This is a genomic window from Blautia faecis, assembly GCF_027662325.1.
GTDB classification, from domain to species: domain Bacteria; phylum Bacillota; class Clostridia; order Lachnospirales; family Lachnospiraceae; genus Blautia_A; species Blautia_A faecis.
Genome location: NZ_JAQDKY010000040.1, coordinates 1 through 16,566 on the forward strand (window position 1 = coordinate 1; position 16,566 = coordinate 16,566).

Consider the following 16,566-nt stretch of genomic DNA (forward strand, 5'->3'; position numbering starts at 1 on the left):
TTTATAATTTTCATAAAATCTATTGACTTGTTTTCATTTTTCAATTATTATAAAGATGATATTCTTTTAAAGTTTTTTTTCATTATTTGTTTCATCATTTTCTCCTACTTAAGAACAATGTTTTTTAGCAGCGCCCCTAATTGCAGCTGCAATTTGTTGCTTTAAGTATGGCCTTTGGTCCCAAAATAGGAACCTCAAAAAAGGAGACTCTTCTATCCTCTATGGAGTCTCCTTTTTTGCTGCCTTTTTTATAAAAAAATTCAGAGCTATTTGCAAAATCCGAATAATCTCTTCTGCAAAATAGCCCTGAATTTTCGGTCCGTAGACCTAAGTATTAAAAAGTGAAAACTAAATTATGTTTCTTTATATTAGCATGATTTATTATAAAAATCAATAGCTTTATAAGATATTCCAACTTTGTATTTCCTACATTTGATTCTCGTACCGAAGCCTGGAAAAATACCAGACTTTCCCCTGGATATACCTGCAAATATGATTATCCAATAAATACTTCTTTTCGCACAGCTCTGGATTATCTTTTTTCCAACTGCTCTTTTCCAGAAATTCTTCTAAAGAATCATATATTTCAATACATCCTGCCGCTTTTATGAGTCTGCTAACATCCGTCTCGTTTATGTGGATATCAAATTCCCGCATGAGAAGGATCTTAAAACCATACCGTACCATGGAATTGTCTTTGATCTGTGCCAGATCAATTGTCATCCGGCTTCACCTCCCTCCCAGTAAATAAATCTTCCACTCGTGTTACGCTTTGAACAGGATTCGTTTTTTTGCCTGGTTTTCTTTTGGGCTTTGTATCAAGTGCAACAGGTTCTTCCCAGGTCTCACTTATACTACCTTCTGACTGAGGTTGAGTAGATACATCATCTTCCTGCCCCATATATGAAAAAGGCTGTTCTTGTGTTTTTTCCTTTTCCCATTCTTTGTACCACTCTGGGACGTGTTCCACAACTTTTTCCAGACGGAGCTTCTTTGCATCTTCATGTTCGGTATAGTCTAATTTCTGGAACTTCAACACATTGTGGCCACGAATAATCAAGATTCCCTGGTTTAGTGGATAGCGAAGCACCTCATCTGGAAGAAGGAGCTGCCTTTTTCCAAGGGATCTTGACTCTGAATATTCCGGTACATAGTCAGTGGCACGTATGGTATAATAGTTTTTCCTGATAGAAGCTACTGACACCGTAATCTCTCCAGTCCGGTCACTATAATAGGTTGCGGTTGTCATGTCATTACAGCCAAGAAAAATGGAGAAATCACAGCCTCCAAGAATTTCCTCCCACTGATTGTCCGGGTAACGGTTCTGAAGCTGTGGAATGTTCTGGAACAAGATACTCATGCCAATTCGCCTGGATCTGGCTGTTGCAAGCTTCTTTTTGAAGTCAGGAACCACGCCGATGTTGGGGAACTCATCAAGGATGAAACTTACTGGAACCGGCAGCACGCGCTCTTCAGTCCGATCAGCCAGACGAACCAATTTGATGATTAGAAATGAGGTGAAAAGAGTTGCCAACATATCAAACGTAGAATCCTGATCGGATGTGATACAAAAATATGCACACTTTTCTTTTCCTGGAAGTGAAAGATTGATATCCGTATGACTGGTGATTTGTTGTACCAGTTTATTTTGCAAAATCTGTAACCTGGTTCCAAGACCAAGCACCGCATTTCCTTTTACCTTTTCCGCTTTTGCAAAGAGCTGATATGGCCCTTTTGCTGGATGGTTCGTTGGCAGTCTTTCAAAAATCGAATCCAGCATATCGACACTTTTATTGAGCAAGAGTTTATAGGCCTCCGCAAAGGTACGCTGCTCTGGCGGATATTCCTCATACACATACAGGCAAAGAGCTTTTAATAAATCCATCTCCACATTATCGTAAAAATGATCAAATTTGTCTGTGGTGTTACGAATTACCACATCACAAAATACATCGATCAGCTCTCCCTCATCAATTTCTGCCAAACAGTTCCAGGCATCCGAATGCGTCAGCTGAATCAAGTTCAATTGTTTTACCACATATCCTGAATCTTTCAGATACGCACATAAGTCCTCATAAAGTTCGGATTTGGGATCCGTAATGTACATGCTCTCCCCACGGCGCACGCACTGTAATGCCATGACTCTTGCAAATGCCCTGGATTTCATAGAACCCTGGGAGCCGCAGACAGCAATGTTCCGGTTTAGCCTGGAATCTACAGGAAGGCTTAGAACCTTTCCTGTTCCAAGCTCCCTGCCAAATATGATTCCATTTACTCCGTCTATTGTTTTATCAGCCCTTAATATCTCTGCCTGTTCCCCTTCTTTCATAAAGCCAGCAGTTCCGTAAGTACCCTGATCGGACAACTCAAAACCACGCTCATCCTGTAATGGGTTTTCACTGCCACGATAAATCACGAGTGCCGTAAGAAAGAAAAGTACCAGAACCGAGAACAGGATCCACATCCTGCCCCCGGTGCTGGTCCATCCTGCCGCCATACAGTGAATAGGGTTAAGGTCAACATTTGCATCTCCAAGAAGAATGTATAAAAATCCTCCCATGTATCCTGCTAACAATACTGCCCCAATGATTACAAGAATCAACTTCCATTTATCAAATTTTTTAAACATCCTTTTTCCTTTCATCACCTCTCATTTCTTCTACTATGTGATATTGATATAGGTTATCGTAATAGCTGCTCATTGTGTTGACAGCATTATATAGTGCTGTAAGAAGGACCGCCCGGATATTCCTGGCCTTTGTGGTATTGGAATCCATTCTGAATAAAACAAAATCCACATGCTCTTTTGTTAATTTGGCAAATTGGGCTTTTACCACATTTGCTGGCTTCTCTTCCCGGTTCACCCGGATTATCTCTGCGGATGAAGTCATCACATCCACAATCAATCCCAATATTTCCCCTACCCTGTCATCATGTGGATGATCCAATATCAGGTTTTCATACTCAATCTGCCGTTTTATCTGATCTTCCACTTCCCGATATGAAGAGAGGGAGAAATCTTTGTTAAAGTCTTTGTATGTATTCTTTGTATATGTCTCCCCCAAATCGGGGACAGCTGTCACTTTTTTCGGGGATACCCTCTCACTTATATTAGTGACCCCTGTCACTTTTTTCGGTGGGGGCTGTCCCCCAAATGAGTGATAGGGGGTATCTGGTATCCCTATGAATGCATTTTCCAACGTTTCCGGATAGGTTAATTGAATTAATACATCTACATCCAGATTTAGGAACATGACATTGGAGTAAAGTTGCCCTTTGATGTTGACTGTCCGAAATACCCTTGTTACCACTCCTAGCTTTTCCAGTTCAACGATAGCGTTCACCGCATCTCGTTTCGTGATACCAAACTGATCCGCCAACTGCTGATAGTTTCTCTGTAGAATGTCAGCCTGGAATTTCTTTTTGAATCCGCACAACTGCCCGGTTGCCTCATCCCGGATTTCCACAGGCCGATACCAGTACACAATGTCCGCCAGAATAATAATCGCATTTAAGTTTGGTTTTCCGGTTTCTTTTTTAATTGTGTGATACCAGGTGGACGGAATGACATTTCCCGTAAACTGCAGGCGGCACATCCTGTTTACTGTTTCACTTCCAGTGTCAAATAGATTACTCATAGACACCTCCTGACTTAGACTGTGGGCTTATTCGTCCCTGCCCTTAGTCAGATATTCCATGATTTTATCTGTATTCAGCTCACGAACCCTCACCCCCTCTCCAAAATATGCTCTGAGCACATTCGCCTGGTAATCTAAGCAGATGATTGTTCCTTTCTGCTTCCAGCCAATTTCCTGCTTTATGCGGCACAAATGACGCATATCCAATTCATGACAGAAATAGATTAGCTGCATGTCCTTATCAAAGCCCTCGCTTAAGGCGTATTGTTTACGCCTTGGATACTTTACTAATGTTGCTAACAGATTTTTTATCTTCTCCCGTTTCCAGGAAGTTAATAGAAGCTCCATCTGAACCTTTGCGTTATCTGTCCGCGGGATGTAATAATAGTGTTCGTACACATCATCTACCTGATATAGATTTTTGCGAACACCGCCATCACTATTTAAAAGTTCAAGAAGGAAATCCATAGTATTTCCCAAGATAAGCGAATCAGCCTGTCGTAATCCTCCACCAATTAACAGCATACGTTCGGTCCAGGTACGCATTGCCATTTCCATCTTTTGCGCCCATTTCATTCTTTTTGCCATGGTGTTGTAAACGACATAAGCTGTATCCCCGGTAAGTAGCACGCCGCAGGCTCTGGAACCCTTGATTGCTTCTGCGCTCTCTTTGTATTCCAGACTGCCATAATACACTGCTTTTTTCCCACTTTTTTCAAACCCATTTCCAAGATCTGGCTTCTGGCTTTGAAAAATCTCAATACCCATCTTCCAAAGAAAGACCCATACCTCGCTCATCCGATAAAGCCGCAGCCTCTTTTCCGGTTCACTTTTCACATGATTGGTCTGTGCAGATCCAGAAAGAAAAAAGGAAAGGTCATCTTCATACCTCTCCAGAAGATACCTTTTCCCTTTCCTCCTTAACACATACCCCTTATATCCGCCTGCATTTCTCACAGAGATATAATTTTCCTTTTTCAGCCTGGTAATAAGAGCTGCTGCATAAGATTCTGATTCTACAATTTCTCCTACCAGGCCTGCTGGCAATTCCCCTGATATCGCAATCAGTCTTAACAACACATCCTCCTTTTTCATTTCCACCTCCCACTCAAAATCAATAAGAATCTGTACCCTATATGTTGAATACTTGGGTATCTTTTCTGGATTCTCATATCCCAAAATGCCTTATTCTTCAAACACTTAAATGCCTATTCTATATATCGAATTTTTCTGATCTTAAAGTGCTTCTTTTTCGATATCCAAAAGCTGGCTGTTTTCACGGATCCAGCCTGGAAATTTCTTAGCCTCCATCACATATAATAATGTGCCATCTTCCATTCCAAGCCTGGTTGTATGAAAAGTATCCACATAAAAACCACTATCTGACTTCATACAGAAACTGGAAACAATGTCCAGTACATGTTTTTCCTCAATGTTATCGTGATCCCGAACACGCCCTACCAAAGGCAGATTTTTATTATAAACATGCACAAAACAGACAAGGCATTCTTCGAAAAATGGGATTTCCAGCGCCTTTTTTACCCGTTCCAAGCACCAGTTCTGAAGTGCTGTATGCAGTGGCTTGTATAAAAAATCCGTGTAAAAATCTTTTCTATGGGGCACCAGAAGTGGCAATGCCACCTTTAGGATTCCCTCAGAAAATTCCACCTCGATTCCATGAATGGTCACAAGCTCCGCCTTGTAGTTTTCGTATTGAACTGGGTTAACTGTCACTTCTAAGGTAAGCCTTCGAAGCTTATCGGTTAATTTTTCAGATGTTTTTGCGGCTTCCAGGACTAACTCCGTGAAATAATCATATTGAAGTTCCGATTTTAAACGGACACACGAAGTAAGAACATTCCGCGACTCCGCCATATATTGCTCCATCCGCCAGCTTAAAGCCTGAGTCTCATCCAGCTGGTCCTTAATTTTTCCAAACGGCTCAGTACTATTCTTCTGATCCGCCTTGACTATATTGGTAATACTCGACTTCCCCACCTTCTTTCACAACACAATACCCAATCACATCCGCTATGTGAATAGCCGATATATAATCGGGATTTTCGACTACAATAATATGTCCGCAACTGTCAATTTTTTTCCGCGAAAACAGATTGTTTACCACCGTAACTTCCGCCTCTGAAATATACAAAATATCAAAGATTTCTCCCTCTCCGTAGAATACGATCCGTACCGGATACTCTTCCTTCGAAGCAGGAAAGTGTTCTTCCACTTGTTTCTTTTTCATCACATCAACCAGTACCCAGACAGCCTTCATAGTTCCCAGATCCTTAGCAGCAATTGCTTCCTCACTTGCTGCCACCACTTCCAGTTCTGGATGAATGAAAACCTGCCGCTCTTTTTCCAACGCCTTAAATGCTTTTCCAACAAAATGATCCCTGCCATCTAATGCAAAATAAGCATAAATCTGTGCCTTTTCCAAAACATGGTATTTCTGCACAAGCTCTCTGGTTTCAGCAATGACAGGTCTTTGTTTATTCTCCATTTTTTAATACCTCCAGCCAATCTTTTCAATTATCTCTATGACGCATAAAGGACGTTTTCTTTACGTCATTTATAACAACATTCACATTTTTTGTGATAATACGTCTTATAAGTGTCTTTCTATACGTCATTAATAACATTTACTGTTTTTTTCAAACACGAATACGTCATGAATGCTGTATTCAATACGTTTTCTATACGTCCTTTATGTGTCATTCCGTGTTCCCATAAGCGGATTCCCCATACTTTTGAATTTTGCCTTTTAATTTCTGCAGGTCTTTCCGGTCTGTTGTGATCAGATCCTTTTCTAACTGACTTGCCTTAAACTCTACAACCAGGTTATTGCTATTTGTTGAAATAAGTCCACAACCTCTCTCAAAGTGAACAATAGAATTAAACTCCGCTTCTGATAAATCCAGTTCCTTTTGTATCAGCTCTGCCTCTGCCACCTCCAGGTTTAAAATGATTTTGGTTTTCGCGTTGCTTAAGATTCCTCTTCCAATCTTGCCTCCGTTCAACTCATAGTAATCAACAAGATCCTGTGAGGCACTGATTGCAGCTCCACCATAAGCACGAATGGTTTTGTAGATTTCCTGGATATAGTCAGCTGCAAGTTCATTAGAGGACAACAGCTTCCAGGCTTCATCAATGAAGATTGCTTTTTCTCTGGTTCGGTCTTCCTTCGTCCGAGACCATACGTAATCAAGTGCTACAAACATTCCAATCAGCAGATCTCCTGATAATTCAGAAATGTCAAGCACCACATATTTATTATTCAGATCCACATTCGTCTGCTGGTTAAAGCTGGCTGCGGAACCGTTCACCAGACGGTTTAAGATATTGGCAAGCCGCTTACACTCTTCCTTTCGAAGAAGGACTTCGTGTAAATCTCCCAGGATTGGCATTTTTCTATAACCCCCTGGCTTTGTCGGATCAAACAGACTCTGGTTATCATGGATGATTCCCTTTTCCTGGTAACAGAGCACCATAGCCTCATCAAGAAGCTGCTTTTCCTCATGCGTCATATCTGGTACCAGAAGGCTGAAAAAGATATGCAGGCTTTGGATCTTCACAGCTAGTTCTGAACGTTCCGAAACATATCCATCCAACAGCTCGCTGGTTGCTTTATCAGACTTCCTAATTTCCATAACGTTGATACAATTGGAAGATGCTGGCGAAATCTGAATGAATGTGCCACCAATGTTGTTGCAGGCCCTGGCAAATTCGTGTCCCTTATCCGGGGCGATAATAAATACCTGGATATTTTTTCTTCTCATACGAAGTGCCATAAGCTGCATGGTGAAGGTCTTGCCAGAACCGGAAGTCCCGAAAATAACCATATTGGCATTTTTATAAACAGACGTATTGAAAATATCCACCAGAACAAGGGAACTGTTTGCCTTATTCACGCCCATCAAAATACCATCTTTATCCGACATTTCATAGGCAGTAAATGGATAGCAGGCCGCAGCTCCTGATGTTAGAACATTTCGTTTGGATCTTTCATAGATTTTCTTATCCAGGCACAACAGGGGAAGAGAGGACAAAAATCCCTGTTCTTCCCCGAATAGACACTTGGATACCCCGATATCCTGCGAATTTAAGAGCTTTATCATCTCTTTTGAGCGCCATTCAACTTCCCGCGCACTATGCCCTGTAACGGTAATTAAGGTGCTCATATAGTAAAATTCTTCGCTTCCAGAGAGTCCACGTTTCAGGTAATAACCTGCCTGAATGGATTCACTTAAACTGTCAAAATCACTGTTGGAATCAAAGGTATCTTTTATTTTTGAGCGGTTCAAACGGATCCGCCGCCCGATCCGCTCCATGCTTTTATTTTTATCCTGGCGAAAGAAAAACAAATCTATATCAATTCCCTCACCAGCGTTAATGAGAAGGGAAAGCCATCCAGCAGGCACCCTGGAACGATATCTGCCAGATGGAATATAGAGGTAGGCATGATAAATGCCATCCAGAATCACATATTTATAGCTTTTAAAATTCAAAGAATCTGGTGCAATCAGCTCTGTCACCGGAATTTTTGCCACACTTTCTTTCCCATTTTCCAGAATATAATGATTCCGTACTTTTTCAATCCGCTCATCCAGCGTTGTTTTAAGGCTCGTATCCCGATTTAAAAGCTGATAAAACACTTCCACACAAAACCGGGTTTCGTTTTTATGCTCCAGGACCACATTTCCGCACATGGCAAGATATTTCTTCGCAGTCTGTACCGCCGATTGCAAGTATAAAAACATATCTCTTTCATTTACAGATTTGGTTCCGCTTAACGGATATTCAAAAATGAGAAAGAAACGCCGTGTGATGGCTTCCCTGGTTCCCAGCTGTGTCAGGAGCTTTGCATAATCTTCCTGTAAGATTCTACATCGTTCATCTGGTTCCTGTTCTGCTTCTCTTCGTATCTTCTCTATGTAATCCTTGATATCCGCCTTTTTGGATAAAATCTTGAACTGTAAATTGGGCGGTGCAATTTTCAGATACGAGGCAAAAGAATAGATGATATTTCTTTTCTCAGGTGCCGACCGCAACAGAAAATTAATAGGTAAAATCTCAATGATTTTAATGTACCTTTCATCTTTTGTTTGAATCACTCCATTTTTTATCTGACTGATTGGCAAATAGGACGAAGCCCAGGTCACTGGAAGAATATCCAGGTCACCGGCGTTCTCTTCCCTGCCTTTTGTTTCTACCGGTTCTGTATCTTTCACCGGAATAGGCTGTTTTTCCTTTACAGTTTCTTCCTCTGTCTGCACAGCCAGATTTTTCCGGAGGCTGCGTTCTTCTGCTTCCTGTTCATGGAACCGGGCGACAGCTTCCCGTTTTTCTTTTTGCGCCTGTAATCTGTCTTCTTTTTTCCGAAGTTTTTCTTCCTGCACATCCTGGCGTTTTTGAAGTCTGGCAGTATTCTTTCGCTCACGCTCCTGCTGCCGTTTTTCCCTTTTTTCGAGTTTCTCGGATTTCTTCGCCTCCTTCAGTTTTCTCTTCAGTTCTTCGACTTCGCTTCCGATCTCTGCCACCCTCCTTTTTTCTCTTTTTATGTTCCCGTCTGCAGCGTTTCTTCTGCTGTTTCCGGATACGGCGGTTTCGTTTCAAACGGTACTGACCGCTTGGTGCAGTTAAAACACGCCTTTTCACCATATACGAAAACAGCTGAATAAGAAAAGAGGAAAGACTTTCGCCCTGGACACCGATTACTGCCAATATCACAAGCGGCAGAATCAGGATGATCCCGACATAAATCTTCCCTTTTATTCCAAGATTTAAAAATACTAAAAAGCGGATTCCAACGAGTGCCAAAAATGCTGCTTCTACCACATTTCGGGCTTCTGCCCTTCCAGAGAACAAAGTTCCATCTCTTACAAAATTAGGTGGAATGATATATACGTCTGAATGGTCATTTTGTGTCATTTTTTGTGAAGCTCCTTTCCTGTTATCTCTTTTTAGACCATATCAGGCCACCGATTGCGGCAATTGGAGCCACCCCTACGCCGAGCAGTATAAATAGATTCTTCTGTTTTACTGCATCCACGATATTCACCTCCTGTGCTTGATTTTCTAAAATTCCCTCTGTCTCCTCTTCCTGTCCTTTCTCCGGAAGCACATTCATTTCATCAATAGGATTTTCATTTTTCTCTGCAGCCTGAGATTCTTCCCCTGCTGCAGGGATTTTCTCTATAACGACTTCTGTTACTGTAATCTTTTGCACCAGGAGACCTTCTTCTGGAAGATTCAGATACATATTCGAAAACTCTGTTACATAAGACAGATCTCCTGCTGTTGCACTTACAGACTGAATCCGATAAGTTCCACTTCCAGTGGACAGATTCCACTCATAGAAGTTGTCCGCATTTAGGAATACAGTTTGGATTATCCCATTTTGTTCTTCTAAAGCAACCTCTATCGTACCGGTAAATCCATCAAAAACCTGTGCCCGAAATGCAATGACGGCAGGAACCTGTTCGGTACCTGTATAATTATCCTCCAACCCTGCTTCCATGGATTCCGAGCGTCTAAGGATAGCGCCCTCTTCATCAAAGAGCACATATTTTCCAGCTGGATTGACGGTATCATAGCCCCAGTCATTCCGAAGCATTTCTCCACTTTCCAGATATCCATGTCCGCCATCCCAGGATACAATCTGTGGAAGATCTGTAGCATTCTGCGTGTCAGTGTTTGCAAGTACCGTAGTTGGCATTGCCAGTAATGCAGAAGAATATAGGCCCATAAGCAATCCATATTTCAAGTGTCCGTCCATACTCAAACCTCTCATTTCCCAATGATCCAAAAGGCTCCATCTGCCAGGTCACGGCCGTAAGAAGCAATCGTTTCCACGCTGTACACTTTTCCAGTACGTTCCCTGCTGGCACAATCGGCAATGGTGATATAGCCATCTTTGGTAACACCCGTCAGAACAATAAAATGCCCGCTTCCACTACCCGTGATGGTGTAGGCCTCACAAATTTCCACCACCATTTTTCCGTCTTTCAAGGCATTTACAACATCTCCCATTCGGTCTTTTCCCACTCTTTCACAGTTAAGTCCCCAGTGATGGGCTGCATTCATCGGAAAGGAATGACATGTTCCAAGCCCATAGATATATTCCCCGTTTGCAATGGAAAACGCGCAGGTCATCTCCGGAGTCACCGTCTGCCCGGTTAAGGTTGAAATTACAATAGCAAGGGATGTTGGACCGCATCCAGAGGCTTTGATCGTACTGGCTCCATAAGACATGGTAGCCCAGGGATCTTCTCCCTGGTTATAGTACACAACTTTTTTGACACCCTTTCCCACCGTGTCATAGGTAATAATATCCCCGGTCGCGTCAATATTACCGATATAGGTATCACTCCCACTGGTTCCGCCAGTCAGAAAGTCCGTCCAGTGAAAGACATTGTAAAGGGCATTTTTGACAGCTTCTACACCGCCTTGCAGGTATTCCAACAGCTTTAATACAAAATTGAATGTGCTTTCATTTGTCACATATTTATATTGATAGCCGCTGCTTCCTGTCAGCTGTGTGTTCAAGATCAATGCCAGAGTGTACTCTACAACCTTTGTCGTTACTGTCCTCTTTTCTTCCCAGACATTGCCTCCCTGCTCCAGGACCTGCCGATAAGTCTGTTCATCTGTTTCTGCCCGGCTTCCATTCACATCCAGACAGTAGACTTTCTGTTCCATTTGGCCTTCCCATTCATCTGTTACAGTCCACGAAAAAAAGCTGTCCACATTTTGTGCGACAGCCTCCTTTAACACCTGATATGATTTCTCCAGGGACTCCTGATCTGTTTTTATTTCTGTGGAAGTACCGGATGTACTATCGTGAATCTCGACAAGCCCTAACACTTTCTTGACATAGGCCTGGGTTTCGGAATATGGCGGTACTTGATAACCATATTTGATAACTGCATAAGGTCCTGCATTATATCCAGCGACTGCAAGCTCTAAGCCATTGGAATAGCCTTTAAATTGCTCTACCAGCTGGCTGATGAATTTGGCGCCGCCCATAATATTCTGGTACGGATCATAAGGATTGGATACTCCAAGGGAAGCCGCCGTTTCCGGCATAAGCTGCATTAAGCCTATTGCCCCAGCACCTGATACCACATTCGGATTAAAATCAGACTCCGTTTTACAGATTGCAAGAAGCAGCGCCACTGGCACATTATAGGTCCTGGCAGCTTCCTGAAAATAGGCATCATAAGGGCTGGAAAGGTTGGTGTCCATATCAAGTCCCAGAACATTTGAATATCCAAGGAAAGAAGATATGGTGCTGTTGTCGCATTTATCCATGAGCATAACAGACAGATAATAGGATAAGCTTCTTTTTAGTTTTGTCTCAAACTCATCCACCACAACCAAAGTAGCATGCGCATATTTTTTCATCTGGTCTGCCTGGATTTCCTGCAAATGTAAATCCCTCTGCTGTCCTATGATCTGCAAAATCTCATTCTGATAATCTGCGTTTTGCAGAATTTGCTCCGCTCTGTTCCTGATATTTGCAAGCTGGTTGGACTGTGCCTCATTTGCATAGGAATCCGCGGTTGCAAACCCCAGATAGTTGAATATAATTCCGATCATGTTTGCAATAATAAACATCCACAAAAAAAGAAATAGAAATATAGCACCAAACACCTTCCAAACTGTTTTGCTGCCAGCCAAGGTTCCTACTAATGTTCCAAGCGGCCCTGCCATAGCAGTCCCGGCTGCCACACCAGAAGCAGTTCCACCAGCTTTTACAGCTGCCGATACCGCATAAGCAGCCTGTGCCGAATGAGCGATCATTTCACTCCCCTCATCAAGAGGGGAACTCTCTTGTCTTTCGTCATCCATAGCTTAATCCTCCAAGCTTCCGGTATCTCTGGTACCCTGTTTCTGTCCTCTTAACTCACTTCTTGATTTTGGAATTTCCAGGATTCTATGAGGATTGCGTAGCAGTTCCATATTCATAGGCATTTGTGCATCCTCCGTCTGGATTTCTTCCATACCATTTATTTCCTCTGAAAGTGTAAAGCTGTCATTTGCCTCTTCGATTGGATCCAGATTATCCTGTTCCAGGTATTCGTCTGGTTCCTGAATATAACTTTCTTCAGGTTCATTTATGCCATTTAAACCGTCTATAGCGAAATCTCCAGTTGTAGAATAATTTCCAAGGTCACCAGATTCTGCTGATTGTGCAGAAGACTCTCCCATGTTTGTAACCTGCTGCTCACTTTCTATATTCCCGGAAATACCAGAATCCGAATATGTAGGCGTTTCCATTTTGGGAACATCCGACACGTTACCAGAAGCATTTCCAACCTCTTCTGAAAAACTATTCGCGCAGCTTACCTCCGTATCTGGACTTGCATGAACACTCTCATTTCCAGACACAGCGTCCAGGATTCCAAAATCCGCTCTGGAATCAAAAGAAAATCCGTTTTCACCAGCAGTATTTTTATCTGAACCTAAATACTTGCTATTTAAGTGGCCAGATACATCCGCTTCAAAACCACTGGCAGAATAAGATCGTTCTCCTTTTCCATCAGAAGGAATATTTCTGCCTTCTTCCTGCCTTTTGTTACCAATGCCTCCTCCAAGATCCGTTTCCATTGCATAATCCGAAGTCCCCATGCCTGTCTCCGAAGCTGGATATTCACCAAGTTCTGCCATAATGCCATTATCACTGCTAAATGCAGATGCTCCTTCAAATGGCTGCGCTTCAAAAGACATAGAATCACTCCGGGCTGTGGTTTTTCCATCCGGGAAATCAGGTTCTCCTGGATTCTCCATTTCACCCAGTCCATTTACACTTGATAATGTTTCGGAGAATCCATCTTCCATAGTTTCGTTTGTAGTAACACCTTCTGAAGAAACAGCCTCTCTGCCTGAAGCTTCCTGATATTCTGGTAAGCTTCCCGTATTCAGATCCATTACAGTCCCTTCCGGTTCTACGAAATCATCGGATTCCATCCCAGGTTCAATTTCACTTGCAGATGTTACAGCAGTTGCGGCTGTCCCAGACACATAAGATGTACCAGAAGACTCCGTTCCATTTGCATGAATTCCCAGTTCGGCCAGCACATTTGCTGAAGCAGTATTTGAATGATTCACACTCTTGACACTTCCAGCAGCATTCCCATGCTTTTCTGGATATTCCGTATCAAAATCCCCACCCCAAAACAAAGATTCGATATCCACTTCATTTCCACCAGAGGGATTCATAGGGATAGGCCCCGCCGGTCCGGTAAAGCCATTTGTGGGGTCTGTGTTTCCCATGTTCGTAGATCTTCCTGTACCGTTTCCACTTCCATCCGTTCCAGAAAATACCCTTCCTGCCTGTGAAAAAATACGCTGTGCCGCCATAGCTGCTCCAAGTGCTCCCATGCCAGGGGAAGGCCGTCCAAGATTCACACCTAACGCCGCCATATAAGAATCCAGCTTGAATGTAATTTTACAAAAGCCCACCAGACACAAAGTTGCTACAAAAAACTTCGTGAAACCATAACCGCTTGCCATCATATTTCCATAACCAGACAAAAACATCTTTAAACACCAGGCATTTAAGATGATCAGAACTACCTGTCCACCAAACATTTTCGACCAGGATGCAAGGATGTTGTTCGTGGACTTAGATCCACCGGTTGCAAATGCCAATGGTGCTGTATAAGAAAACACGCCCAGAAGGACATACCGTTCCGCAATTACAAACAGCATTTTAAAATAATTCCACGCAACTACAAACTGCATAATGAGCATTAAGATTGCTATGCTGATTGTTCCAAGCCCAAGCGGTGCTGTAATCCCCTCTAAGGCAGTTACATACTCCGAAAAACTTTGCACCTTGATGTCAGTTCCAATCACCCATTGATATGGGGTTCCCGCAATTTTCAATATGTAATTAATAACAGGCTTTGAGGCAACCACAAAGAACAAGCAGATGGAAGAACGTCCAATTAACTCGATTGGTTCTTCTGCATTTATTCCAACCTTCCCGAACATGGATTTGAACAGCTGCCAGATTAGAATCATAAGCAACAGCGCAATTCCCATAGGGACGATCACATTCTGGTACAAACTTCCTACTACAGAAAACAGTTCTTCAAACAGGGAGAGGTTACAGGATAGTAAATCTGTAAATACATCCGTAATCAGTCCCATCATATCAATGATAAACTGAGATACCATTTCTTTGACTGCATCTACCAGAAGATCCAGCAGCCAGCTCATGTTTCATTCATATCTATTATAGATACCCTCCTTTTATGCCGGGAGAGCTCCGGCTTTTTCTTTTCTTCAGATCATCCCGTAAACATGCTTTGTGGAATAATCTTTTCCAGATACGTTACAATCGCACCCAATGTCATAAGTGCCGCCCAGCAGATAACAATCCTTTTTAACCAGGATCTGGATTCATCCACAGTTCGTCCAGATTTGCTAAAATTCATTAAAAAAAGGCATACTGCCGCACAAACCACCGCCGCCACAGTTGCAATTCCAGCTACATCCGTATAAACCGTCTGCATCGCGTTTTTCGCAGTTGCAAAAATATCATCTGCATACACAGGTACTGCGGTCATAAGAAGTACACCTATAGCACAATATGCAATTGGTAGTACTTTTACAAGCCAGTTTTTCTTTCCAAAACATGCAGCAATTTCATCTTTTACTTTCTGTTTTTCCATAGATTTCCTCCCTTCAACCAAACTCCGGAAGATCAGCTTCTTACAAGGTCCTTCTGTGCAATCCGGGCGAAAAAAAAGACAACCACTTTTCTAATGGCTGTCTTTTCATACTTTCATAAAGTTCCTGGCTCTCTCATGCACCAGGTTCCGCATGCACAGAACTTTATAGTATTATTCTATTCGTTAAGATATCATATGTCAATTTCATAACGGTTGCATTATAGCTTCATTTGGATAGCAAAACACTACCGTGTATTTAACTCCTTGATTTTTAGTCCCAGCTGTTCAATCTCCTTGGAATAATCTTTCATCTTTACCTGATTATATAATTCAAAGAAAAACTCCAAATGTAAAAGAGAGTCTTTTACCTCAAATGAAAACTGATCTGTCATTGTCATTGCAGATACAAGAAAATTCTTTAGAAGTGTGTCTCCCGATGTACTCATCAAAAAAGCTCCCCAGTATTCCAGTTTTCCTGTGTGCCTCTCTTCATCAATGTCTAATGTCAGATTTCCGCCCTGCATCTTTGCAATCTCAGCAGCTTTTGGATAAAGATTTGCCAGCAAATAATCATAACATTTTTCACTTTTCACTAACTTATACTGAGAAAATTCCAGATTTGCTTTTTTCATTAACAAATCACAGGAATCCTTTGATGGCTTATTTTCTGTTTCTGATGCATTATCAGAAAATAGCTCTTCCATTTCTGCATCATATGCTTCCTTATAAAATGCTTCAAATTTCATTTTTCATTTCCATATACAGGTAAAATAACTTATCTGTATCCCTCCCACATTTTTTATTACTATATCACTTTTTCTTTGCTTTGACCAGTATAACGGACAATATAATTTTTCTTTTTTCATAAAATAGAAACATCAACGTTGACACCTATACTGGTCAAAAAGGGGGGGATGTTTATGGAACAAAAACTAAGATGTGATATCAGCATTGGTCCAAACCTTCAGAAGCTCCGCAACAAATACGGAATCTCCCAGGAAAAGTTATGTGCCATACTCCAGCGAAATGGCTGTGACATTGGTCGCACAACTTACGCCAAATATGAGAATGGAGAGCTCAATGTAAAAATCAGTGTACTATTAGAATTAAAAAAATTATATAACTGTTCCTTCGATGCATTTTTTGAAGATCTGGAAGAACCAAAATAAGGAGCTGTCCTGAAAACGTAGTTCAGCGATAACCTATAAACAAGTATTCTAAATAAGCTCGCCTTTTGGCGG

14 protein-coding genes are annotated in these 16,566 nt (G+C 41.9%); 1 reads left to right on the plus strand and 13 read right to left on the minus strand.

Going from position 1 to position 16,566, the window contains the following annotated elements:
- Positions 1 to 426 precede the first annotated feature (426 nt).
- From PGQ38_RS15685 to PGQ38_RS15745, 13 genes are all read right to left on the minus strand, one after another.
- Positions 427 to 723, minus strand: a complete 297-nt coding sequence (locus PGQ38_RS15685; protein ID WP_118580537.1) for a hypothetical protein — start codon at positions 721 to 723, stop codon at positions 427 to 429.
- Positions 713 to 2,629, minus strand: coding sequence for a VirD4-like conjugal transfer protein, CD1115 family (locus tag PGQ38_RS15690; protein WP_270432572.1), 1,917 nt, complete (start codon positions 2,627 to 2,629; stop codon positions 713 to 715). Before PGQ38_RS15690 ends, PGQ38_RS15685 begins: the two co-directional genes overlap by 11 nt.
- Complete coding sequence (locus PGQ38_RS15695) at positions 2,622 to 3,638, minus strand: DUF6017 domain-containing protein (protein ID WP_118580534.1); 1,017 nt, start codon at positions 3,636 to 3,638, stop codon at positions 2,622 to 2,624. The genes PGQ38_RS15690 and PGQ38_RS15695 overlap by 8 nt, the downstream gene beginning before the upstream one ends.
- Before the next feature lie 27 nt (positions 3,639 to 3,665).
- The gene (locus PGQ38_RS15700; protein ID WP_207749349.1) at positions 3,666 to 4,733 is read right to left on the minus strand and encodes a hypothetical protein; all 1,068 of its coding nucleotides are present in this window, start codon (positions 4,731 to 4,733) and stop codon (positions 3,666 to 3,668) included.
- 141 nt (positions 4,734 to 4,874) lie between these two features.
- Positions 4,875 to 5,636, minus strand: coding sequence for a DUF6100 family protein (locus tag PGQ38_RS15705; protein ID WP_237925500.1), 762 nt, complete (start codon positions 5,634 to 5,636; stop codon positions 4,875 to 4,877).
- On the minus strand, positions 5,587 to 6,144 hold the full coding sequence (locus tag PGQ38_RS15710) for a DUF5697 family protein (protein WP_118580531.1): 558 nt from the start codon (positions 6,142 to 6,144) through the stop codon (positions 5,587 to 5,589). The genes PGQ38_RS15705 and PGQ38_RS15710 overlap by 50 nt, the downstream gene beginning before the upstream one ends.
- A 211-nt stretch (positions 6,145 to 6,355) precedes the next feature.
- Positions 6,356 to 9,181: a TraG/VirB4 family ATPase gene (locus PGQ38_RS15715; RefSeq protein ID WP_226855590.1), complete on the minus strand. Its 2,826-nt coding sequence runs from the start codon at positions 9,179 to 9,181 to the stop codon at positions 6,356 to 6,358.
- On the minus strand, positions 9,078 to 9,572 hold the full coding sequence (locus PGQ38_RS15720; RefSeq protein ID WP_177968933.1) for a hypothetical protein: 495 nt from the start codon (positions 9,570 to 9,572) through the stop codon (positions 9,078 to 9,080). The genes PGQ38_RS15715 and PGQ38_RS15720 overlap by 104 nt, the downstream gene beginning before the upstream one ends.
- 22 nt (positions 9,573 to 9,594) lie before the next feature.
- Positions 9,595 to 10,419, minus strand: a complete 825-nt coding sequence (locus PGQ38_RS15725) for a hypothetical protein (RefSeq protein ID WP_270432577.1) — start codon at positions 10,417 to 10,419, stop codon at positions 9,595 to 9,597.
- An 11-nt stretch (positions 10,420 to 10,430) separates the two neighbouring features.
- Positions 10,431 to 12,494, minus strand: a complete 2,064-nt coding sequence (locus PGQ38_RS15730) for a transglycosylase SLT domain-containing protein (RefSeq protein ID WP_118580525.1) — start codon at positions 12,492 to 12,494, stop codon at positions 10,431 to 10,433.
- Between the two features lie 3 nt (positions 12,495 to 12,497).
- Entirely contained in the window at positions 12,498 to 14,870 is a 2,373-nt protein-coding gene (locus PGQ38_RS15735; protein WP_270432579.1) for a hypothetical protein, read from the minus strand.
- A gap of 71 nt (positions 14,871 to 14,941) precedes the next feature.
- Complete coding sequence (locus PGQ38_RS15740) at positions 14,942 to 15,325, minus strand: hypothetical protein (protein ID WP_226855591.1); 384 nt, start codon at positions 15,323 to 15,325, stop codon at positions 14,942 to 14,944.
- Positions 15,326 to 15,570: 245 nt separating this feature from the next.
- On the minus strand, positions 15,571 to 16,071 hold the full coding sequence (locus PGQ38_RS15745; protein ID WP_118580522.1) for a hypothetical protein: 501 nt from the start codon (positions 16,069 to 16,071) through the stop codon (positions 15,571 to 15,573).
- 174 nt (positions 16,072 to 16,245) lie between these two features.
- On the opposite strand from PGQ38_RS15745, the gene PGQ38_RS15750 reads away from it, so the two are divergent.
- Complete coding sequence (locus tag PGQ38_RS15750; RefSeq protein WP_118580519.1) at positions 16,246 to 16,494, plus strand: helix-turn-helix domain-containing protein; 249 nt, start codon at positions 16,246 to 16,248, stop codon at positions 16,492 to 16,494.
- Positions 16,495 to 16,566 lie beyond the last annotated feature (72 nt).